Genomic DNA, 22,248 nt, shown 5'->3' on the forward strand with positions numbered 1-22,248 from the left:
GGCGGCATTCGAGCCTGGGATACTTGACGCCCCTGGAAGCCGAGTGCCAGGCTACAGCTGCTTAACCTTAGCGACTCGAAACCGAGTCAACCCCAATCTGTCTCTTCCTCAGAGAGCAACCGCACACGCGACAGTCTCTCCTGAATCATGCTGTTGGTCTCAGAATTGATCTCTCCCTGCTCCCTCTTCGCGCAAACCTCATCAATCGTACGAAGCACAACAAGATCGGAGAGCCCCTTCTGATCGCCCATCTCGATGACGGACCTTATTGCCTGCTCCACCTCGTCAATGGTCAGCACCGTTGGCAGACCATCGACATCAATAACATATTCATCCATATAAGCTCCTGAAAGTATAAATTCAACCCTGTAAGCGGCTTTTACTGGCGAAATTGGGTGATTGCTCAATCGGAGCATACCGCCTTTGTTTAAACCTCCCGTTTCATCTTCTTGCCGTACCGAAGTTGGCCTAGAACCAGGGTCCCAGGTGAACCTCGAAGATGGGTCAGCCACCCGAGGAGAAGCACGTTCCCTCAGAAGTCAAAGCGCCACAGCTGGTGGGGGTTGAGCGTCCTGATCGGAGCTCCGAAAGAGCTGCATGCCCTCCACCACCCCGATGACGCCCAGGGTCAAAGGAATGAACAGAGGCACGATAGCGAGCCCGAGGCCGATCCCAATCAGTCCAAGTGCCAGGCGATTCCGAGCAGACCGTTCCCGGTCCAGGTAGAAGAGGTGCACGCCAAAAGCACCCAGAGACACGGCCAGGAACCCAGCGGTGATGCGCCGCCTGCGCGCGGTCCCAGGCTGTTTCTCCTGATACACGGCCCAGACCAGGAAGACTCCACCGAAGAGCCAGACCAGTGGGATCCCCCAGAGCACCCTGCCTACCACCTGGTCCAGGACGCCCAGGCGGGGTGCGCAGGCAGGCGGCGGCACCCGGTCCGCACTCCACGTCACCGGCCCACTCACGGCTTCGTTAAAGGCGGCCTGATCCGCAAACTCCTGGTAATGAGGCGCTTGACGGGTGATCTGAGCGTAGCGCGGTGAGGGTTGCCGCCCCACGAGTTGAAGCACCACCTCGTCCCCGGCACAGCCGGCGCGCTGCACGCCCCAGTCCATGCGGCCTTCCGGACCCTCCAGGATTCCGTCGGGTTTCCAGGAATCTCCACTGGTGGCGTAGTAGCCAAATCCCAACGGGGTTCTGAAGGTGTCAAGAATGCCCGGGTCCAGTTGACGCACACCCAGCCAGCCATTCCAGGCCCAGCTGGCTCCGCCGAGATAGAGACAGACCACGGGGATGAGCAGGAGGCTCGTTCCCAGTGCCAGGCTCCGGTGGGGCCGCCCCCGGGTGAGGAAATGGGTCACTCCCACGAAGATGGCGAGCAAGGGAAGGCCGATCACCACAAAGGCCAGGATGGCGAAAATCCCCATCACCGCTGGCTTCCTCGTCGACAGCAGGTGCAGGGGTGGTCAGGGCGCATAGGACCTGCAGTCTGGCACAGTGGCTCCATCGCCCCCCAGGAGCTGGACAGGGCTGATCCCTTCCGATTCGTGGCATGAGCGCTGCCAGGGATGCTCAGGACTTGAGGGGAAGAAATGCGGAGGCCAGACAGAACCGTTGCCCTAGCATGGCTCCTATGGGACTTCATTCGCTGACGGATCTGACGGCCCTGGAACCGTTTTCCTTCGGCTTTGCCCTCGCCCTGTTCGCCCGCTATCCCCTTTGGGCTCAGGACGCCCAGATTGACCCAGAAGAGCGCACCCTCTTCCTGAGGATCCAGGCGTCTGAATCGTCCGGGAGTGAACTCTGCCTCGAAACCTGGGCGGATCAGGTCGTCGTGGTATTTGAAGGGTGGCATGGCCAATATGGCTGGATTGATAACCAAAAGGTCTACGCCGAAGCGATTAGCCTCATTGATGAGGTCGTGGAACAAAACTATGGAGCACGACAGTTCATGCTCGGCTCGACGTTGGTTCGTTCAGAGTTTGTGGAACGATCGACTCCGCTCGTGGCCGAGGAGCAGGCACGGTCTCGAGCCGGTCACTGGGCCTTTCGCCAGTACCTGTACAAGAACACGCGCGACACCATCCCGGAGGGCAGAGAGGGTAACGAAGGCCCATCCCCTCTTGGAGTAGTTGAGGGCCCATCAGTCAAGCCGGACGTAGGCCCAAGCGTCTTTGCGAAAACCACCTGGGGCTCTCGGAGTCATCTTGACCCGGTAGAAGAGTAACAAAGAGTGCTCAGACGAATGCGCGGACTTTGATGATCTGCGGCGACGGCTGGAGGACGCCTCGAACTCCTCAACCAGGCCGATCTCGCGCTCCTTTACCTAGTCATCTGAACAGTGGTGTTCACCCACGACGCCTCCACCTACCTGGTTCCAGAGCACCTCGACTGAGGACACATGAACGAGACCCTGCACGGAGCGATCGAGCGACTGTACGAAGTTTTCTCCAGCTATGCCATGCCTGCGCATGTTGACATGTCCCCGTACCGTGACCCGGACAGGGTGCTCGGTGCACTGCGCACCTTCCCACTCCGAAGCGTCCCCTCGGACGGGCTCGACGCGTACGCGTTTTGCGCCATCACCACGGTTGGAGACGAGAACCTTCTCCGGTATGCCCTGCCGCGCCTGCTCGAACTGATGGTCCGCCGAGAGCTCCTCCCGAACGAGGAGATCGTGCTGAGCAAGCTTGAACTGGCCGGGTGGCGCACATGGCCGGAACCGGAGTACGCGGCGCTCGAGATGTTCTTTGACGCATGGTGGGTGAGCGTGCTGGACACGTCCTTAGATGGCAGTGACTGGCGTGCCGAAACGGCGCTATGCGCGTTTGCACAAGCCAACCTCAGCCTCACCCGTTTCCTTCAGGTGTGGGAAGCGCGCGAGGATGTGACGGCCACCAACCACCTCGCGAGCACTGTGAGGGCGCTGTACGACAGTGAACGAGGCGAACTCGTGACCACCAACTTCTGGGACGCCCGGCCAGGGCAGGGCGCGCAGGTGCGGCTGTGGCTGGCGCGCCCTGAAATGCTCACGCGCCTTGAAGATGGTGAGCGACAGGCAGACAAACGGGACGACGAGGAACTCATGGAGAACTACGAGATGGCTCTGGCGGCCCTCCGCATCGTGCTCGGTGCTTGAAGCGACTATCTCCATGCACGTCCAGACGCACCTGCGGCGATGCACGAGACAGACCAAAGCTGAACAGCCACTCTGGACTATCCTGGATGGATGGATCCAGCCGAGGCCGTGATCGACCGGATTGAAGCCCGCGTGCGCCGCAGGCTGGGCGAGCCTTCCCGACATCTGGGCCCGACGGGTCAACCGAAGGCCAGCGCTTTTGTGTTCCGACGGGGGGACGCCCAGGGCGTGCCAGAGCCCGTGGTACAGGCGTTAGAAACGCGTCTGGGTGGACGATTGCCGGCAGTCTACCGGGCGTTCCTGCGGCGTCTCGGGCGCCGGCCACTGGAGCTGTTCAGAGGCAGTGACTTGACCGATCCGGAGCGGCCCGAAGAATACGAGGAGATCCTCGCGGAAATGCTGGCGCTCAATCCGGAATTTGTGTGGCCCCCATCAGCACATGTGATCCTGACCCACCAGGGGTATCACCTCGCCTACGTGCTGGCCGATGGCAGCCACGATGGACCCGTATGGTCCCTGACGGAAGGGCAGCCTGGGTGCTTGGCGGACTCCTTTGAGGCTTATCTGGAAACCGAGGCGGGATACATTTCCTGAACCCATGGAGAGAACCAATTTCCAGCTTGCTGAATTGATCTACCTCGTGCAGGGTGACGAGTGGTATGACCTTCACAGTGGCTACAAGTTCACGGGACTCCAGTACGATCCGCGGTCCCAGGGCGTCGTCTTGAGCTGGGCAAGGGGACGCTGGGGAGGACCCTCGCAACCGGCGAAGTTGGCCCTGCGGTTCTCGGGGGTAGATCATTTCTCAGTTCATCCCCGTGATCCCGAACTGCCATATACCGAGGACACCTCGCTGGCGGAAGTGGCCTACCTCTCGCCAGAAGACCTCAGCGAAAATGAGCTGGGACGAATGGGCATGGAAGAGCAGGCGACGGACCAGAGCTTTCTGATCTTCCATTTCCAGAGTGAGCAGAAGATTGTGGTGCGGTCGCAGCAGGTTTCCCTGCACGTTTTTGAGCAACCCGCAGAGGTTTAGGCTCAAACAAAGAGATATTTCCCAACCGCTGTCGCTGTATCTTCAGCGCTAGGAGCGGCTCAAGTGAAGTTGTCCACCACTGAGAAATATTGTGGCTTTCCTTTATTAAAACTCGCGCGAGGAAACTTTTCGACCAATCTTACGTAATCAAAAAGGAAAGTTCCGTCTCAAGGAGGACACCTATTGGAAATCATGGATGCACTTAAAGAGATAGGCATTACTGGCCGACTCATCCTCATTCCACTCTTGGTGTACGGCGCATGGAACGTCAGCCTTCGCTTGTTCTCCGACTCGGCCAGTTGGACTACACCCTTTGAGGTGCGCCGACGCAACCGCGTCAAAATCCTGGATGAGCAGATTCATTCTGAACCAGACCCTGATCTCAAACGCGTTCTCGAGGAACAACGAGGCATGCTGGTGTTCCAAGAGGCTACCGGCATCGTGACCCTACCAGCCCGTCGCCAGGAACTCATCAAGTTGCAGCAGCGTTGCGCGCACCGGTTCGGCTGGCATGCCATTAAAAAGGCTCTCCCCCACCTGAAATTCACCGATGAAGGTCACCTCAAACGCGGCGTAAGCCTTTTCGCCCGAGGAGTTATGACTCTCTTCTTGGCATCAAGTGTCGTCCTCCTTGCTCTGGCCCTCTATGTGGGCCTCTTTATGCAGGCACCAACGCCAGTTACTACCGACACACGGCTGATCTACGCTCTCGCACAGTTTCTTACCGAGATGCTGCTGTTGGGTTTGGCCATGCTTACGGCGCAGCCAGCGATTCCTATTCTTCGGGCCATCCAGCTGCAACGCTGGATCCTCCCAACCACCCAGTCTGCTGTTGTCCATACTCCTGAAACGGAAGGAGCCGTCTAAGGTGCAAGCGGAGGAAGACGGAACGGTAGAGAAGACACGTGGGCAGCCCCATGATCTCGCCAGCAGGCGCAGACGCCACAGGAGCTGGTCTGGGGCCTCAGCCGCATCGCCAGCGTGCACCCGCAGCACCGTCGGGAAGCCGTACAGGAAGGCGCCGCCCGCTTGGTGCAGCTGCTCGATGACGCCGGGTGGGAACGGCATTATTACCGTGTGCTGTGGCGGGCCACCGAAGCGGAATTCCGGGGCTGCCCAGCCTACGCGCAACTCGCCGCAGCCCTGCAACGTACCCTCGTCTCTAAAGCGGAATTGCACCTGACGCGGCCTGGTGCCTGGTTAATGCATCAACTCCGCGAATGTGGCTGGCTCGACGACGTGTACCACGTGAAGTCTGCTTAGACGCGAGTAGCAGATCAGCCAACAGGCATCAACAAGGCAACCGAGACTTTTCAGAGGAGGACCATGAGTGTCGTATTTCGCTGAGCAGCCCCCGCTGTTGTTACCGTCGCGTCCTGCGGCGAACGGACTTCGCCGCGCGCAACACGGCGCGTTACAGGCCGTCGGCGCCCACTTCACGTCGTCGCACGAGCCGTGTCTCCTGGTCCTTCCCACCGGCTCCGGCAAGACTGCCGTGATGACTGCGGTTCCCTTCTTTGTTCCGGAGTCTGGCTCACCCCGGGTGCTGGTGCTGACTCCTTCGCGGGTGGTCCGCAAACAGGTGGTCGATGAATTCAGATCTCTCTCCAACCTGCGGGCCACCGGGCTACTGACCACCACGTTTGCGCCGAAAGTCCTCGAGCTGACGAGTTCCTGCCGAACGCCAGAGGACTGGGAAGATCTCCGCAACTACGACGTGGTGGTGTCCACGCAGATTCCCGTCAGCCCACGCGAAGGCAAGGTCTGTCCGCCCCCGCCTGATCTCTTCCAGCTGGTGTTGGTTGACGAAGCGCACCACGCTTCCGCTGACACTTGGAAACGTGCACTGGACGCCCAGCCCAACGCGCGCCACGTGCTCCTGACCGCCACCCCATACCGACGGGACCGCCGCGAGCTCAAGGCCAACCTGATTTACGCCTACTCGCTACGCCAGGCCGTGGTCGACCGCGTCTTCCAACCCATTCAGTTCATTCCTGTCTCGGCCGAATTTGGCGAAGACGACCAGCGCCTATGTGAAGCGGCGCGCGAACTCGTTGAAACGGACCGGCAGCACCAGAAGGAAGCGCGCATTATCGTGCGCACAGACCGGATCCAACACGCCAAAACCCTTGTTGAGCTTTACCGCCAGCATGGGCTCAAGGTCGAAGCGCTTTACGCCGAAACCGGGAAGCACCTTGATCGGATTTTGAGCCAACTGGAGGCCGGGGAACTCGACGGCATCGTGGCGGTGGGCATGCTTGGGGAAGGGTTTGACCTGCCCGCCCTGAAAATCGCGGTCGTGCACACGCCCCATAAGTCGCTCGCCAGTACCCTGCAGTTCGTTGGCCGGATCGCCCGTCAAGCTCCTGAACGGTACGGGGCACCGCGCTTTCTCGCGGTGCCTCGGGCAGTCAATGACATGACGAGCGCCCTCTACGGTGAGGATCCGGACTGGGCGGAACTTATTCCGAACCTCGCGGATGCCGCCATCGACGGGGAGCGTGGCCACCGCCGGTTCGTGAAACGATTCGATCGCCGGGACGGCACGGCGGACGCTATCTCCCTGTATGGTTTGCGGCCGTACCTGTCAGGCACGGTGTATGACCTGGAAGACCCTGTCAACCTCTCGACACCGGTCAAGGTCAAAGGAACGACCCTGCTCACGCACGAGGTCATTGAGGACGGGAGCCTGGCGGTCTTTGTCACTGGCCGACCCGACGAGCCCCGCTGGGCCGGGCACGGGGACCTGGTGTACTCAGACTTCCACCTGACGGTGTACTACCACTACGCTGAAGCCAACTTGCTGCTGGAACACAGCACCAGCGACGAGATCGCCAAAACGATTCGCACTCAGATTGCCGGGCCGCAGTGCGCGCCTGTTTCCAAAGGACGGCTGTCCGGCGTGCTGGACGGACAAAAGGTTGTCTATGTGCAACTGGGTCTCGGGAAGACCGGCGCCCTTGGGGACTCGGTGGCCGATTACACGAGTTACGCCTCAAGCGGTAACTTGGCGCAGGCGGTGCAGGCCAACGCCGCGCGCGTTTCCACGCCACATCACGTGTTTGCCAAAGTGGATGGCGCGCGTTACGTGGGATTCAGCGGCTCTGGCAAGGTGTACTCGAATTACCGGGGCACGCTGGAGCAGTTTCTGACGTGGAGCACCGAGGTGACCCGCATTGTCGACAACAGTGACGGCATTCTGCGGTTGCCTGGCCTTCCAGAAGATTTCCAGACCCGGCCTGTGGACCAGCTCCCCGCCGCCCCGATCGCCGTTGCGTTTGATCACGAAACCTACCAGCGCAATGCCCAGTTCCGGTGGGACGACGAGCAGAGGCTCGACATTCTCGACGCCACTCTGCACGTCTTGCAGGCCGATCAGCATACGGTGATCCTCGATATCCTCGATGGCTTTGGGCAGCGGCGGTGTGGCATTCACTACGACTGCCGGCGCAAGCAGCCGCTCTTGCCGAATGGGCCGGGCGACTCCGCTCTGGTGACCCTGGAGAGCGCCAATGGCCTCAACGAGACATTGTCCTTCGGTCAGTACCTACAACGCTATCCGCTGACCTTCTTTCTGCAGGACGGCTCGACGGTGTTCGGCAATGAATTGAAACCCCTATCGAGCCTGTACACGGACCTGCCAGACGAGTGTTACGTCGACCACGTGAACGGCTGGGACGACTGCGAGGTGCTCAAGGAGTTCTGGACCGATGGCGAGGACCGGTCACGGTACGCCGGCCGCTTGAGCGTACAGGAAGCCGTTGTGGCACACGCCCAGCAGACATTGGATAACCCCTGGGTCTTGATCGATCATGGCAAAGGGGAAATGGCCGATGTGATCGCCATCGGTCGGGCGGGGGCTCGTTTCAGGCTGCAGTTCTACCATTGCAAGGGCGCGAAGCCGCCTAAGAAGGCACCGAAATACACGCGGCCACTTATGGGGCGGCGGGTGGATGATCTCTACGAGGTCACCGGACAGGCGATCAAAGGCACGCGCTGGGTGCGGCACCCGCTGTTGATCGATGAATTTCGGCGACGCTTGGGGGACCGGATGTTTGAGGTGACTGGGCGTGAAGAGGAATTCCGTGCTTGGCTCAATCAGGCGAGTGTGATGCAACTCGACTATGAAATGCTGGTTGTTCAACCGGCCCTACGGGTGTTCGAGCGTCAGGACCATGCCCCGGATCGGTGCACTCGCCTCCTTCTGGCTGCCCTGGCCTGGACTCAAGGTCAGAACGTCAGATTCAGCATGCTGGGGTGGAACCGCCCGGATCAGATTGCTGCTTGGCATTCTTCACTCGACGACTAAACGCGCCCGGTGCCTAATCGTCGGTCACGGATACTGTGTCGATCATTCGCCTGTCAGGTATGAGGTCCGGGGGTTCTGGCAACTTAACGCCGGTAGGCTGTGACGGACCGCAAGCCCTCTCGCCACCGGTTTCCCTCAGCGTCATCGTCTACGCCCTGTGGCTGTACCACCGCTTTCCACTCAGCCAACGGGATGTTCAGGAACTCCTGTATGAGCGCGGCATTGTCGTCAGCCACGAAACGCTCCGACAGTGGAACATCAAGTTCGCTCCCCTGCTCACCGAAGAGCTGCGCCACCGCGAACCCCACCTGGGTTCGCGGTGGCATCTGGATAAGGTGCACGTGAAGGTCGGAGGGAGTACGCACTGGTTATGGTGGGCCGTGGATGAGTACGGACATGTGCTCGACATTCTCCTGCAGGAACACCGAGATACCGAGGCCGCCAAATTCTTTCTCATCCGCTTGCTGGGCGAATACGACGTGCCGAAGGTCGTTCATACTGACAAGCTACGGAGCTATGGGGCAGCCATCAGAGAACTTCCCGTGCTCCACGGTGTGGAGCATGTCCAAGTCGAGTCGACCGTCCGTTGTAACAACCTTGTAGAGCAGTCGCATCGACCGACACGACAGCAGGAACGTGCTCAAGTCGGCTTCTGAGGGCGACGGCGAACCCAGGAATTTCTCGCGCTGCACGCTCGAACCTCGAATCTTCACCGCCAGACCCGAACGACCATCCCTGCGTCCCTCAGACGAATGAACCAGACCGCAGCTCTGCACCTCTGGCACGAGGGAATGCAGCAGGTGGCTTGAGGATCAAGCCACCTGCTGCTCTTCTGTGACCCCGCTGAGATTAAGCTGCCAGAACCCAACGTACTGCCCATAAGTAAAGTTATGCTCTGGACATGTCTGATCCCTTTGCTTTGGTCGTGCCGGAAGACAGAGCCTGCGAGGCATTTCGCACGACTAGGGACAACCCAGGAGCAGCGCCGGCCAAGGCGGAAATCTGCCGCATCTTTCAAACGTTTCACGATGCCGACGGCAACTTCCTCGAGCAGTTGCAGACCACGGCATTCGATGCCCGTATCTTCGAGCTTTACCTTCACGCCTATTTTCAAGAGGCTGGATTTAGGGTGCTACGCGAACATGACCGGCCGGACTTCATCGTGGAGCATCAGGGCCTGCAGGTCTGCATCGAGGCGACCACGGTCAATCCGAGCGGGGCACTCGATCAGCGGGCCGAAGGTCTCTCGCTGAAAGATAGGCAGGGTGGAGAACTCCCAATCCGGTTCGGAGGTCCGCTGTACAGCAAACTCAAGAAACGATACTGGGACCTGCCACACGTCAAGGGCCGCCCATTGGTACTGGCGGTTGAGGCATTTTTTAGCGAGGATGCTCTTCATTTCAGTGACTCTGCACTCGTCAATTATCTGTTCGGCATCACCCAAACATTTCATTACACCCCAGACGGCCAACTCGTCGTTCAACAACACCCTGTCGAGTCCCATGAGGTTGGCGGCAAGGTGATTCCCTCAGGATTCTTCTCCCAACCAGATTCTGAGCACATCTCCGCAGTTATGTTCACCAATAGCGGTACACAGCCCAAGTTCAATCGGATGGGATTTATCCGAGGGAATTACCCTAACATCAGCATGATTCGTGTTGGGAAGTACTATGACATAACGCCGAATGCCAGCGAACCGTTAGATCTGAAATTCGACGTGAAACAAGCGCCTTATCAAGAGACATATGGCAATGGTCTGAGCATTGCCTTGAATCCGAATGCGCGCGTTCCCCTCCCGCGTGACTTCTTTCCAGGGGCGGCGCAGCATTACATGGACCAAGGGACTCTGTATACCGATACCCCGGAATTTCATCCGTTTGTCTCCGTCACCATGGTTTTTGTCAAAGAGTAGAGCTCTTTTTAGAAGATGAATTTGATCCGAGTCCCGATATCACCTTCTCCGCCCATTGCTTGAGCGCTTGCCTGATCTCCGGAGCTCACAAGCGGGCAACAGCTTTGAAAGGCTGAGGTACAACAGTCGACCTGACCCACAGCGCTGGACCTTGCCACGCTGACTGGTGGCAGATAGTCCCAGGGGTTCTGGCAATTTAAGCACGGTAGGCTGATCGTCCGTGACTGACCGTAAGCCTTACCGCCACCGGTTTCCACTGAGCATCATCCAGGCGGATTTTGGGCGGTCTGCTGACCTGCGAATCCGATTACAGCCCGGCGTTCAGTCCGGCTGCACTCGCAGCGATTCAGGGCACGACAGGCGACGGGCTTCTCAATCTGGTCTACGTTGCGGAGAGTGGGGCCGTGCTGTGGGACGAATCGCAGATCACAGCGTTCTCGAAATATCCCATCGCGGCGTTTTATATGAGCCTGATTGACCTGTTGCAGAAGGCGGGCTCTGTGCCTGCAATCGATTACTTCGAGTATTTGAGGCACCTCAAGTAATGGGATGAGCTGGGGAAGGAGGCATGGACCGCATCGATGCATGGCCAATTAGGAGAGCTGTTTTCAGTAAATTAGCTGTTTCATTCGCCTGATGAAACAGCCTATACTCTGAAATATGGAAAGAGGGGCAGCAATGGCAAGGCAGGGATTTCAGGCCGATGAGCGCCTGATCTCTGTCCTTTCCCGGTTCGCTGATTCCATCAGTGCCGACGAATCAGGGAACGACAGCGACGTCACCGCTCAGTTCCCTGGCCTTGGCCCGGTGAGGTTTCAAATCCATTTTCTCTCCGACGGCACGCCCGCCGCAGTCCAGCGTTGGTTCGCACGCCGGGCTGACCGGCTCCCCTCCTCCACCCACCTGGTCCTGGCCGCGCCGTACCTCTCTGAGCGCGCTATGGACGAATGCGAAGCGGCTGGTGCCAGTGCTCTGGACTTGGCTGGCAACTATCGCCTAACCTTTGGGCTTTACCACTTGGAGCGCCTCGGGCACGCTCCGCCCCCGCAGGCCAAACGCGAACGGGAAAACCTGTACGCCGGGAAAACCCTGCGGGTCGTGCGTGCCCTCCTGGCCGCGCCTCACCGGACCTGGCAGGTGCAGGAACTCGCCCGCACCTGTCAGGTCAGCCTGGGCACCGTCAGCAATGTCCGGCAAAAACTGCTGGACCAGGGCTGGCTGGAGCTCGAGCCAGGCGGCGTCGTCGTCCGTGATCCTGAAGGCCTGCTCCGGGAATGGGCCGAGTGGACCAAGGCTGCCCCGCCAGCCGGATTCAGTGTCTACACCGTCCATAACAGCAGGCGGGTGATTGAACTCCTGACGGGGCAGACGCAGGTCCTGCTCGGGGCGGCCAGTGCCGCCGAGTGGATGGCGCCCTTTGTGACGCCCAAAGGTGTGGTCTTGTACGCTGCCCCAGATACCTGGCGCAGCGCAGCGAAACTGCTGGACGCAGAAGAGGTCGACAAGGGTGGCAACCTGACCGTCCAGTTCGTGGAGGACGGTGTCTTCGTGGACCGCTTGGAAATCAAGGCCGGCCTCTGGACCGCCAGCCCCGCACAGACCTTCGTCGATCTCTGGCGCCAGGGCAGCCGGGGCCGTGAAGGCGCCGAGAAACTCCTGCGGAACTACCTCCACCCGCTGTGGAACGGGCAAAAACTCTACGCCTCATGGCCGCTGATCGAGGGGACACCGTGACGAAACCACAACATGCCAGCGGCTATGAGGAACGCTCAACGGAAGCGGTCCGCCGCGTCCTGATTGATCTCGCTCACCTGCTTGGCGCCTACCGCGAACAGCTGGTCATCGTCGGCGGCCTGGTGCCTTCCCTGATCCTCACCGCGGCCGATGAACCTCACGTGGGCACCATGGACATCGATCTCGCTCTGGACGCCGGCACCCTGAAAGAGGAGGACGCATACGCCGAAGTCATCCGGCTGCTGGAGCGCGGAGGCTTCTACCGCAACGCAGAAGGCGAGCATCCGGATCTCCGAGCATTTCAGATGGCCACCGACGTCGACCTGGAGGATGGGGGTCCCGTCGTCAAAGTCGAAGTTGATCTGCTGATTCCGGATGGCGTCAAATTGGACAAGCATCGCCCGCCGCTGGTGAAGGGGCTACGCACCATGGCCATGAAGGGGATCGGGCTGGCCCTTCAGCATGCCTCGGACGTGACCATTAAGGGGCGGACCCGTCGGGGCCGACAAGATGAGGCGACCCTCCGCGTTGTGGAGTTAGAAGCGTTCCTGGTGCTCAAAGGGCTCGCCCTGCTGGGCCGACGAGAACCGAAGGACGCCTATGACGTGTACTACACCGTGCGCCACGCCCCTGAAGGTCCGGAAGCACTGGGACGGGCCTGCCAGGCGCTGCAGGATCACCCGGACGCTCGGCGCGCCTATGACGCGATTGCTCAAAAATTCGAGCATCTCGACAGCTATGGCCCAGGCGCGGTGCTGGACTTCCTGAGCCAGGAGGAGAGCAATGCTGATGCGCTGCAACTGGACGCCCACCGTCAGGTCCGGGCTTGGAGTTCAGGCCTCCGGGGGGCTCAGAACGGAAAAGGTGACGTGGGAGCGCCGGACCCTTGACCCTTGCTTATCACTCTCTCTGCCTTATTGATAACGGCGTGGGTTCGCATCAAATCCGCCCTCGGCACTGTCACTGCTCTCCGCACCCATCGGCGTTGGAGAATGCCAAGCCAGTGCAGACCAACACCGTTCTCAATAGGGCTTAACTTGGCGAAGGCACGATTTTTGGCTACCTCGAATTAGAAGTGAAATTCTGCTGTCTGACACGCGTACCGTTATTCACGTCTTGGATGACGGTACTTACGCAAACCTCTCGTCATTGCACGGAAAGGGTGTCCGACTTCCAGCCGGGCACCCAGGGAACCGCTAATCACAGACTTCAGGCCCTGGATGAGTGACGGTAGCTTATTTCAGCACTAAGAATGTTTAGAGTTAATAATATAACCAATTACAAGCGTCCCTCCACATAGAATCATGCCATAGAATGATAATCTTATTGCTATTCCAAATACAAAGTATTTCCATGCGCATATTCTAGAATTGATGACTGTTTGTTCTGCTACGTTAAAATCATATGCATTTGCAGGCGATGTACGCCCAATCATATTATTAAAGTTATCTAAATACTCTTGTGTAGAATATTTTGATATGACTCCATAAAATAGTAGATTCTCCCCTGGTATTATTCTCGAGAATCTACTTTTATTAATATTTTTTGTTCTAGGTAAAATGCCAATTAAAGCGCAAAGAGTGGACACGAATACCAAAACTATAAAAAAAATTATCGCAAGATTAACATAATACTCAAGTTTACTTAATAGAATTAATTGACCTCCAGCCAGAAGAGCCGCACCGTTGACTGTTATGAGCACAGTTAGTTTAGCTTCGGCAAATTTAAGCCAGTCATTAACAGTATTTAGATTAGTATTTAGCTGATCATTCATAAATTTTGGGAGTTCGTAAACACAACATCTGCCTCATATAGATAATCATCATATTCAGGTATAGTCCTAGCATTTTTCGTGATCCATCCGTTCTTAATTGATTTATTGTCTGGACATTCTTTAGCTAAACCCCGATAAAAATCAGCGGTCATTAAAATAGGTTTATATGACCAGTACTTTTTATATTTAGTTTGGAAGAAATTGGCGTGACGAGGGTCTACACTAACAATTTTATTTGGATACTTATGTTCTAATTGGTCCAAAAACTTAGAAGCACTCATTTCTTGCCAAATCCACTCTGATGTACTCGTCGGATTGTCAGCCGATGCTTTATGTACCCTGTGTTTTATTTTGGAGAAACTCTTGTTCGCGAGATCAGTCAGTCTGGAGGCAACATTCGCTGGCCGCCCTAGCCAGACCAAACCTCTATAAAATTCTGTTTCAGCACCTCTGCGAATCGCACCAGTTTTAACTATTAACATTTCCCCAAAGTCTATACCTATACCACAGGAAAAATCGATTCCTGTAATATTCTTTGCAATAATGTGCTGAGATATTGAATTCATAAGTATGGCAGTGTTAAATGCATTTTTGAAGCAATCTTTACGGTCAAATACAACCATTATACGATCACCTATGATATTTCTTATATGGCCATTATAATACCTTGCTGCCGAAATCATATTTTTGACAAATGCAGAGTACATTTTAGCGAGACGATCTGCTTCGTTATCCACGCTTATCTTTGCGGAATTTCTAATATCAATATATAGCACACAACTCTTAAGTAATTTGCACTTCTTTATTCTTTCTGTAAGATTATCATAAGTAATAAATGGATCACTGAAAGAGGGCACGAATTGGGTATTGGTTATTTCAATTTCAAAATCATCTGACAGAACATTTCTAACATCTTCATCTATCTGTTTTAAAAAATCAACAAGAGACATATCTACAATGTACATCATCTTACATACAAATACAGTCTCAAGCAGCGCTGACTCCTTAGCGTAGGCTTTATTGAGAACTGTGTTGGTCTGCAATGGCCTGGCATTCTCCAACGCCGATGAGTGCGGAGAGCAGTGACAGTGCCGAGGGCGGATTTGATGCGAACCCACGCCGTTATCAATAGTACCCGGAGGAAGTGGGCGGCACGGATGTGTACGAGGCGGTGGTGCACCACCGCGTGCGGACGCTGGAGGACTTCGAACGCTTTTTGATCCAACGTGCGGGTGGGCGGTCCTCACCGTTCAAGTGATTGACCTCAAACCTAGGTGGACGTTGGACGAGGGGCTTGTCAGCAATGGTTTGTCAGTGGCGTGAGGAGCAAGAGCTTGAGGAGAGTCGCAACTACCGCTGAAGCTCACGGATGAGGGCCTCTTGAATCCGTTGCGCCCACTCACGGAAGTCAGCCCCCAAAGCATGTTCAGGGCGCATGAACCACCGATCGAACTCAGCTGACTGCGCGGGAAAGCGTGTGTAATCCCAAGCGCTGTCACTCGAGTACACCACACCATGCGTGAGCGCCGCGAGTGCGGATGCCAGACAGCCGTACAGCACGTTCACCAGCGCTGGTTGACCCGCCGAGCGACGAAAGTACCACCAGCGTCCACCGATCCGGGCTGTTTCGAACAATGCCAAGTCGTCCATCTGGACCTGTGAGAACGGCAGACCGTGCGTGCTGAAGTCAAAGCCCTCGTCAACTTCCAGGCACTCGCAGTACGCGTCTGTCCCACCCTGCCCGTCTCCCACCGTGAACCACATGTACTGGTCCTCTGGCCATGCGAACGGTGCATCCAGGATGAGGCCTTTTTTCTGGTGGTTGCCCCTCGCCAAGAGCTTGACGTGGACTTGTGGGTGCTCATCAATGCCGATACTTGTCAGGTACGCCCAGAGCTTCGAAGCACCAAGGGCCAGGACCTCACGGGTAAATGGCACCTCCACAGATCCAGGGTAGACATCGAAGGTGGTGGACACGGTCTTACCATGTCATGCGCCACCGCTCGTCGTGCCTGACAGACCAAGTTGACGCTCCACTAGTCCGCTGTCCAGTTCACTTTGGAGTCAAGCTCCTTCACCGAACGACGTGATAAAGCTGTCTGTCACTGAACACAAAGCGCTCCTGCATCAGGCTGTCAATCTTCAGGTCCATCACCTGTACGGGCGGGAGCCAGTAGTCCCAGGCGTTATACAGTTGCAGCTTCGCGCCCTCCTGGACTGCTTGTCGAAGGTACGAGGCGAGCAGTGAGAAGTCTCGACGACCCTTGGCAATGTCCTCCAGTTCATCTGGGTCAGGGTCATCCCAGTCGTACTCACACTCAAAGGGACAGCTGCAGCCGCTGTACGACCCTATAAAATACGCATTGGGCTCACTGAACCACTCAAGCACACTTTTCTCCCTGTCCTTGAGTTCAGTGACGTAAAACTCCAGCTCCTCTTCCCTCGCAGGAAGAAGTGGCAGCGGCCGACTTGAAGCCAAGAAGAGGAAGTTACACACCTCTCATCATAGCCAGCTATTGATCCGTGCTTAAGTCAATAGCGATGCGGAAAAGGGCGTTCCCCGGATGAAGGCCAAGGGCAGGGCCTTGCGGCGAATGCGCTGACAACCTACTATCAACCGCTTTTTTAACTCGCTGAGTGACATCGCACAGAAGTTTCCCATTACGTTCCGCTTGAGATCTGCCCAGATCAGTTCAATCGGATTCAACTCCGGCGCATAGGGCGGCAAATACACCAGAGACAGGCGTTTGTGCAACTGCACAAACGCCTGCACCGCCTTGGCCCGGTGAATCATGGCCCGGTCCAGCACGACCACCACTTCGCCGGCCACATGGCGCAGCACGTGCTGTAAGAAGCTGACGACCTGAGGAGCGCGCACAGCGCCGCGGTGGGTGTGATGTAGAAACCGTCCATCTGTCGTGATCCCGCCGATCACCGAGAGATGTTCCCAGCGCAACTTCGTTGGAATGATCGGCGTCTGGCCGCACCGCCCCCAGGTGCGCACCTTTGTCGTTTTCAGGCTGAACCCGCTCTCGTCCAGGAACAGCACGGTCGCGCCCTCAACAACCTTTTTTTTCCAACGCCTCGCCTTGGACGCGGACCCAGCTGGCGATGTCGTCTTCGTTGCGCTCAACGGCCCGCAACGCGGGCCGTTGATAAGAGAAGCCCCAGCGTCTGAGTTTCCTGGAGAGGTGCGCTCGGTCGAGCCACACCCCGTACTTCACGCCGATCACCTGGCGAATTCTTGGAATTGTCCAGCCATGGGTGTCGAAGCCATGCGAGCGGGCGTCCTCGTCAATGATCGCCGCCATCGCTTTCTGTTGCTCGGCCGTAAGCCGTTCAGGGCGTCCAGTCGCGCGGGAAGCGTGCAACGCTTCCTCGCCATCGCGTTTCAGGCGGGCACGCCAAGCACGGATGGTGACTTCAGCCACGCCGAATTGCTGGCTCAGATCACGCGTCGTGCGTGCGGAATCGCCGAGAGCGGGCTGAGCGGCGAGCCGTCGTTCTTCCTGTTGGGCGCGGGTGAGGCGGCTGGGCCGCCAGGGAGAAACCATCACAGCGTATGCTTCATCTTGATGCATGAATCAGTCGTCCGCTGTTGACGAGAAGCCCCACTCGCTGTACGGCACACCCGAAAGAGCGAGCGTAAGTGCGTGACGGACGTAGGGAATCATGGTCTTGGGCAGGTCGTCGGGCGCGAACCAGTGTAGGCCGGCGCAGTACTGCGGTTCTAGATTTATGGGTTCACCCATCCAGATGCGCGGCCGAAAGAACAACCCATACCGGGTCTCGCCGCCATCGTCGCGCAGATGCGTGACATGCACGAGGTCGAGGTCGTTCGTGTTGACCGTGATGCCCGCTTCTTCGCGTGCTTCTATGACGGCCGCAGCTGTGGAGGACTGCCCTTCATCTACGTATCCGGCGACGAGGGCATACAGCCCGTCCGCGTATCCGGTGTTCTGCCGGAGCAGCAGAAGCAGTTGTCCATTTCGTTCCAGGACCAGGTGAACGTTGGCGTGCATCCGAGCGGGTCGAGGGGAGGTCATAAGTCTCTCGAAGTCTGGCATGGTCTCGAGCAGGGACACCCCTGCTTGTAGAAAAAAGCTTCCGCGCACACAGGCCCTTGACTTGCTTACGGAGCTGTGCGTTGCTTCACTGGCTCGGGCTTCAGGGAGACCCCTCAAATTCAGCGCGTTACCGATTTACGCACAGATCAGTAGGTTCTGCGCCTTCATCTCAAATACAGCTGGACAGCGGACTAGGGTCTGTGCGACTGAACAGCGAGATAGGGCTGCGTGGTTCTGTGGTTACCTCAAGAGCGCGTGGTCCCCAACCGAGCGAAGTAAGAAGCCACATAGGTCTGGTAGATCGGCTTCAGAGCGTTGTCAAGCCAAGGATCTTCAAACGGTGGATTGCGCTCAAATGCTTCGGTCAGCAGTTGGTCAACCTCAGGAAACCGCCAAAAACGGCCATGAGCCAATGCCGTGCGAATCATTGATGTGGACGAGTCATTGAGATCCTCGACATCGCACCAAATGTCATAGAGCCGACACAGAAGAGCAATAACTGCACCTTGGCGTAGGACGTCAATGTGGACCGGGAAGGAGGACTCGAACGAGGGAACAGCTTCAGCATCAAGATACTGATACGGATCGAACGTCCCAGTCTCAACGGCGTGTCCAAAGCCTGCATAGCTCTCCGCCATCTCGACATACAGGAAGAGAATGTCCCGCAGCGCCTGGGACGCTTCTGGATAATCGTGAAGGGTAAAAGTACGCATCGCGCTGATGCTACGGTGCCACATTCGATGTCAGCCGCACAGACCTTAGTCGCCTGTCGTCGAAGGCTGGTGGCCATCCACCACCTGAGTCCCGTTGTGGTTGATTCACAGTGGAATGCTTTCCCACGACTTCAGCCTGGGCCATTCCTCTCGGAATGTGGCGATGACGCGAGCCACCTCACCAAATGAAGTGGTCTCCCGCAGACGATCAAGGTACAGGTTTCGTTCCGCCACGCCCGTGGCCTCGAAGGCCCAGTACAGGCCCATCAGCGGATTGATAAACAACGTCGAAGCCCTCGTGCCGTGCGTGGAATGGTAATTGCCGAACTGGCCGTCGACAGCATCGAGAATCGACGACGAGACAATGCTGGGAAAATCCGGCATCTGTGCATGGACAAATGACAGGACCTCACGGTAGCGCTGCACTTCCGGCATCTCCGGGGTCAGGCTCCACGTCCCCAGATAGGCACCCGTGCGAGTCAAAGCAGCCACAGCCTCTAAGTACTGGGCATGGGCCACCCCGTGAAAGGTGTCCACACCGAAACCCAGACACACCAGCAGTTTCTGCGAGATCCCCTCAAGCATCTGTACCGCGGCCAGACTCACGGCGTCCTCTTCTGGCGTTCCCAACCCGGCCTCATCACCCCGCATGAGGCTGTCCGTTCCACCGTCAATGAGGATCACCGTATCGACACCATGCTGTTCAACGAGCTGCTTGTAAGCGTGGAGGATGGGTTGTACGCCGGTTCTCGCGAAGGCATACACAGGCACGTCACCGGTGTGGGCGAGCCACCGGGCCAGGTGCAGTTCTGGAAAATAACGGAGATCGGCTTGGGTCTGGGCCCGAACCTCGTACAACGCCTCACCCAGCTGCCGGGCGCTCGAGAGGTCCAGGCTGGAGAAGGAGAGATTGGCAAGGATGACCTGCTTCCCTTGGGCCTGGAGCGCAAAGTACAGCGGAAGGCCACAGAACAGATCAAACCCACCACCCGCACCAGCGAGCAGGACGGTCTGCGCCTGTTCGAGCCTCTGGAAAATGGGTGGCAGGAGATGTGTTCCGGGAGACATGTCCAGGAGACATTACCTGATTGGCACCTCGGCCTACAGGCCCCAGCAGGACCTCGTCGCTCTCGAATCGCGTGAGCTGTTACGCTCTGGTGTGCTTCTGAAAGAAGGCCACGTGGCCGCCCACCTCAACGTCATCGGCTACCAGTTCCCTGAGCTGACTAACGCCGAAATGGACTCAGACTGGCTGCTGATTCACCTCCAGCTTCAATGGGGCGAGCATCGCTGGGAGCGAACAGACCCTGCCCTCACCACCTTCGAGTTGGCAGACATGGCGGCCTGGCTTCTCGAAGTCGCGCAGCATGCCGCCGTGTTTGGCGGGTGGAAGCACAACCGCCTCTCCACACGGTGCTTTTTCACTGAGCCCAATCTCGGTGTCGAGGCTTTGAGCGGGCACCCCACGGGACAGCCCGTCACGCTCCGGCTGTATCTCAGCGCAGAGTTCCTGCCGCCCTTCAATGCGCTGTTGCCCACCTACCCTTTCGAGGACAGCTCAGAGGTCTGGCTGGACTTTGGGGTAGATGAGGCTCAACTGCGGGCACTCGCTGACCAGATTCAGAGGCAACTCCAGCGCTTTCCGGTGCGCGTCGGCCTCAGATAGCCTCTTCTTTGTTGAGCAGATTCAACCCTCGAGCTCGCCCCGCAGCGCGTCAAATCAGTTTGGCCAGGTCCTGTCAGGAGAGAGGGCTGGCTCTTCGCGCCCCGCAGTCCTGGGAGTGGGTAAGCTCTTCGTATGCCGTCCCGCTTCGTGATCGAGCCCGTAATCACCCATTTAGGCGAGGACGCGGAAGGTTATATCGAGGTTGACGACGCCGACTGCCCCCGGCAGCAGGTCAACCGCATTGCGAGCGCTGCCGACAACCTGCCCTTCTCCCGCGAGGGCTGGCTGTACGCCAGCGACGCGCACCCTGCCCTGTTGAGCGATCAGCGCATAGCGTGGGCAGTGGACGAGGAGACGGTGGACGCCCCCGCATTCGAGGCCATGTGGGCGCAGGCCGCCGCACAGGAGCGTGTGCGGGCCCGCTTACCAATGCTGGACGTGATGATCACCCTGGCTGAGGCGTGGGCTCGAAAGGGGGTCTCACCCGTCTGGGATCCGGAATTGGTGACGGCAGCCCACACGATCGGCCAGACGACGTCGCTCCGATAACCCATTCCGGAGGTGGTGCACGCCACCGGGGAGAGCAGGAGGAGCCCGAACGGGGCGGCCGCCGTGGTCCATGACCGATCATCGCTGGCGGCCTTCATCACGGCGCTCGCAGAGGACCGCTCTGACGCTGACCGGCAGGAGCAACAGCATCCCAACAGATATGCCTTTGAACGGGCCCATGGCTGGGAGGTGACCTCTCTAGCGGCTTACTTGTCGGCCCTCGCCCAGGAGCTGGAGGCAGCACCGACGGACGCCGTCAGCTGGGCCGGGCTGGCCCAGGTGCTGCTGGCCGCGAAAGGACGAACACCGATGGACGGGGCGTGAGCGTCTGACCGAACATCTGGCAGAGGGCGCAGCTTCACCTGGCGCTCGTCTTGCCATCCCCGGTGAGTGCCGCTCCGTCGCCTCCAGTGAGACAGCTCAGAGTTTGAAGCACGCCTCAGTCTTGCCCTGGTGCCTGCCTTGGGTGCATCAGGCGCTGCATGGCTTACTGTTGGCTTGCAGAAACTTCCGTGGCGCGACCTGGCGTGGGGAGGACCGATGCGAACTTATGCCATTCTCAATCAACAGAATGTTGGCAGACCCTGGGGGGCCGATGGACAAGCTTGACTCAGATCGAGGATCTTCAGAGATAGGAGAGATGGCTGCCACTGAGCTGAGCGAATATCTGCAAAAAACTCCCGTGGGATCGGAGTTTAAATTGGAGCCTTCTGCAGACCTCTGCTTCATACTCGAACGGTACATTCCACAACTACTGTCTCAACGTTACCCAGAATGGGCGTGGGAAAGCTTAGATGGCATTTTCGCAGCTCATTCACAGAGAACTGATTCGAACACTGCTGAGATCGCCGGTATGTGTCTCCTGATCAGTGATCAGACGATGACACCGTTCTTCATTCGCCTCACTCTGAGCCCTTCCCATGATGCAGTTGCCTCATGCCACCTGCTTTTAGGCGAACCAGGGGGCGGTGCTCTCGGCATCTCTGGGCCGCCTTGTCATTCGTTCAAGGCCCAGGGATTGCTGGAAACCGTGAAGGCACGGCTGCAGGGCATCCGCTGGTCTTACACGCTGACCAGTGAGGCAAAGACGAAAGATGACGTGGGTTGACAACGATCTGAGGAAATGAAGGGGACTCACGCGCGGTCCAGGGTGGCCAGTTCACAGGCGCCAGCCACTGGGATTCTGGCTGTACAGAGTACCGTTCAGACGCTGTCTGGTAGAGCGCAGCAGAAGACCTTGACCACGTTGAAGCATGAATAACGTGGCTTTAGACCGGCCCAGACGTGCGTGTTGCACCCTCTATCATGCTGTTGATGGACGAAGCCGACCTGCACCCTGAACGCCT

At 57.8% G+C, this 22,248-nt stretch carries 25 protein-coding genes and 1 pseudogene; 16 read left to right on the forward strand and 10 right to left on the reverse strand.

Annotated features, from left to right (window positions below):
* Positions 1-86 precede the first annotated feature (86 nt).
* Together HNQ08_RS25190 and HNQ08_RS25195 are read right to left on the reverse strand one after the other, a co-directional pair.
* The gene (locus tag HNQ08_RS25190; protein ID WP_184137987.1) at positions 87-338 is read right to left on the reverse strand and encodes a hypothetical protein; all 252 of its coding nucleotides are present in this window, start codon (positions 336-338) and stop codon (positions 87-89) included.
* 201 nt (positions 339-539) lie between these two features.
* Complete coding sequence (locus HNQ08_RS25195; protein WP_184137988.1) at positions 540-1,433, reverse strand: hypothetical protein; 894 nt, start codon at positions 1,431-1,433, stop codon at positions 540-542.
* 203 nt (positions 1,434-1,636) lie between these two features.
* Between HNQ08_RS25195 and HNQ08_RS25200 the strand changes: the two genes are divergently transcribed.
* From HNQ08_RS25200 to HNQ08_RS25255, 12 genes and pseudogenes are all read left to right on the forward strand, one after another.
* A complete protein-coding gene (locus HNQ08_RS25200) occupies positions 1,637-2,230 on the forward strand; it encodes a hypothetical protein (protein WP_184137989.1) in 594 nt (197 codons plus the stop codon).
* A gap of 174 nt (positions 2,231-2,404) precedes the next feature.
* Positions 2,405-3,142 (forward strand): hypothetical protein, encoded by a 738-nt coding sequence (locus HNQ08_RS25205; protein WP_184137990.1) that lies wholly within the window; start codon positions 2,405-2,407, stop codon positions 3,140-3,142.
* Positions 3,143-3,232: 90 nt separating this feature from the next.
* Complete coding sequence (locus tag HNQ08_RS25210) at positions 3,233-3,736, forward strand: SMI1/KNR4 family protein (RefSeq protein ID WP_184137991.1); 504 nt, start codon at positions 3,233-3,235, stop codon at positions 3,734-3,736.
* A gap of 4 nt (positions 3,737-3,740) precedes the next feature.
* Entirely contained in the window at positions 3,741-4,178 is a 438-nt protein-coding gene (locus tag HNQ08_RS25215; RefSeq protein WP_184137992.1) for a hypothetical protein, read from the forward strand.
* 183 nt (positions 4,179-4,361) lie between these two features.
* Entirely contained in the window at positions 4,362-5,045 is a 684-nt protein-coding gene (locus HNQ08_RS25220; RefSeq protein ID WP_184137993.1) for a hypothetical protein, read from the forward strand.
* Between the two features lie 114 nt (positions 5,046-5,159).
* Positions 5,160-5,441, forward strand: a complete 282-nt coding sequence (locus tag HNQ08_RS25225; RefSeq protein ID WP_184137994.1) for a hypothetical protein — start codon at positions 5,160-5,162, stop codon at positions 5,439-5,441.
* A 67-nt stretch (positions 5,442-5,508) separates the two neighbouring features.
* Entirely contained in the window at positions 5,509-8,487 is a 2,979-nt protein-coding gene (locus HNQ08_RS25230; protein ID WP_184137995.1) for a DEAD/DEAH box helicase, read from the forward strand.
* A 99-nt stretch (positions 8,488-8,586) separates the two neighbouring features.
* Positions 8,587-9,296 (forward strand): annotated as a pseudogene (locus tag HNQ08_RS25235) (IS6 family transposase).
* A gap of 92 nt (positions 9,297-9,388) precedes the next feature.
* Entirely contained in the window at positions 9,389-10,399 is a 1,011-nt protein-coding gene (locus tag HNQ08_RS25240) for a glycosaminoglycan attachment protein (RefSeq protein WP_184137996.1), read from the forward strand.
* 278 nt (positions 10,400-10,677) lie between these two features.
* Positions 10,678-10,944 carry a hypothetical protein gene (locus HNQ08_RS25245; protein WP_184137997.1) on the forward strand — a complete coding sequence of 89 codons (267 nt, stop codon included), beginning with the start codon at positions 10,678-10,680 and terminating at the stop codon, positions 10,942-10,944.
* A 262-nt stretch (positions 10,945-11,206) separates the two neighbouring features.
* Complete coding sequence (locus HNQ08_RS25250; RefSeq protein WP_184137998.1) at positions 11,207-12,133, forward strand: hypothetical protein; 927 nt, start codon at positions 11,207-11,209, stop codon at positions 12,131-12,133.
* Positions 12,130-13,023, forward strand: a complete 894-nt coding sequence (locus HNQ08_RS25255) for a nucleotidyl transferase AbiEii/AbiGii toxin family protein (protein ID WP_184137999.1) — start codon at positions 12,130-12,132, stop codon at positions 13,021-13,023. Before HNQ08_RS25250 ends, HNQ08_RS25255 begins: the two co-directional genes overlap by 4 nt.
* Positions 13,024-13,379: 356 nt before the next feature.
* Here the strand turns inward: HNQ08_RS25255 and HNQ08_RS25260 are convergent, their stop codons facing one another.
* From HNQ08_RS25260 to HNQ08_RS25300, 8 genes are all read right to left on the reverse strand, one after another.
* Positions 13,380-13,907: a Pycsar system effector family protein gene (locus HNQ08_RS25260; RefSeq protein ID WP_184138000.1), complete on the reverse strand. Its 528-nt coding sequence runs from the start codon at positions 13,905-13,907 to the stop codon at positions 13,380-13,382.
* Positions 13,904-14,857 (reverse strand): adenylate/guanylate cyclase domain-containing protein, encoded by a 954-nt coding sequence (locus HNQ08_RS25265; protein WP_184138001.1) that lies wholly within the window; start codon positions 14,855-14,857, stop codon positions 13,904-13,906. The genes HNQ08_RS25260 and HNQ08_RS25265 overlap by 4 nt, the downstream gene beginning before the upstream one ends.
* 400 nt (positions 14,858-15,257) lie before the next feature.
* The gene (locus HNQ08_RS25270) at positions 15,258-15,884 is read right to left on the reverse strand and encodes a hypothetical protein (RefSeq protein WP_184138002.1); all 627 of its coding nucleotides are present in this window, start codon (positions 15,882-15,884) and stop codon (positions 15,258-15,260) included.
* 97 nt (positions 15,885-15,981) lie between these two features.
* Positions 15,982-16,404 (reverse strand): hypothetical protein, encoded by a 423-nt coding sequence (locus tag HNQ08_RS25275; RefSeq protein WP_184138003.1) that lies wholly within the window; start codon positions 16,402-16,404, stop codon positions 15,982-15,984.
* A 30-nt stretch (positions 16,405-16,434) separates the two neighbouring features.
* Positions 16,435-17,461 (reverse strand): IS630 family transposase gene (locus tag HNQ08_RS27210; protein ID WP_229790278.1). Its coding sequence is split into 2 segments (ribosomal slippage): positions 16,435-16,980 and positions 16,982-17,461, totalling 1,026 coding nucleotides; the frame shifts between segments, so codons are not numbered across the junction.
* A 30-nt stretch (positions 17,462-17,491) separates the two neighbouring features.
* Positions 17,492-17,953: an NUDIX hydrolase gene (locus HNQ08_RS25290; RefSeq protein WP_221284510.1), complete on the reverse strand. Its 462-nt coding sequence runs from the start codon at positions 17,951-17,953 to the stop codon at positions 17,492-17,494.
* Positions 17,954-18,219: 266 nt separating this feature from the next.
* Entirely contained in the window at positions 18,220-18,687 is a 468-nt protein-coding gene (locus tag HNQ08_RS25295) for a hypothetical protein (protein WP_184138005.1), read from the reverse strand.
* 105 nt (positions 18,688-18,792) lie between these two features.
* The gene (locus HNQ08_RS25300; protein ID WP_184138006.1) at positions 18,793-19,755 is read right to left on the reverse strand and encodes a DUF1152 domain-containing protein; all 963 of its coding nucleotides are present in this window, start codon (positions 19,753-19,755) and stop codon (positions 18,793-18,795) included.
* Here HNQ08_RS25300 and HNQ08_RS27720 point away from each other — a divergent pair.
* The 4 genes from HNQ08_RS27720 (at position 19,754) to HNQ08_RS25320 (ending at position 22,010) form a co-directional block, all read left to right on the forward strand.
* Complete coding sequence (locus HNQ08_RS27720) at positions 19,754-20,353, forward strand: WapI family immunity protein (protein ID WP_229790276.1); 600 nt, start codon at positions 19,754-19,756, stop codon at positions 20,351-20,353. The genes HNQ08_RS25300 and HNQ08_RS27720 overlap by 2 nt on opposite strands.
* Positions 20,354-20,485: 132 nt before the next feature.
* Positions 20,486-20,902, forward strand: a complete 417-nt coding sequence (locus tag HNQ08_RS25310) for a hypothetical protein (protein ID WP_184138007.1) — start codon at positions 20,486-20,488, stop codon at positions 20,900-20,902.
* A gap of 15 nt (positions 20,903-20,917) precedes the next feature.
* The gene (locus HNQ08_RS25315; protein WP_184138008.1) at positions 20,918-21,226 is read left to right on the forward strand and encodes a hypothetical protein; all 309 of its coding nucleotides are present in this window, start codon (positions 20,918-20,920) and stop codon (positions 21,224-21,226) included.
* Positions 21,227-21,542: 316 nt separating this feature from the next.
* Positions 21,543-22,010, forward strand: coding sequence for a hypothetical protein (locus HNQ08_RS25320; RefSeq protein ID WP_184138009.1), 468 nt, complete (start codon positions 21,543-21,545; stop codon positions 22,008-22,010).
* The last annotated feature ends 238 nt before the right edge of the window (positions 22,011-22,248 follow it).

The sequence above is a fragment of the Deinococcus humi genome (assembly GCF_014201875.1).
Classification (GTDB): Bacteria; Deinococcota; Deinococci; order Deinococcales; family Deinococcaceae; genus Deinococcus; species Deinococcus humi.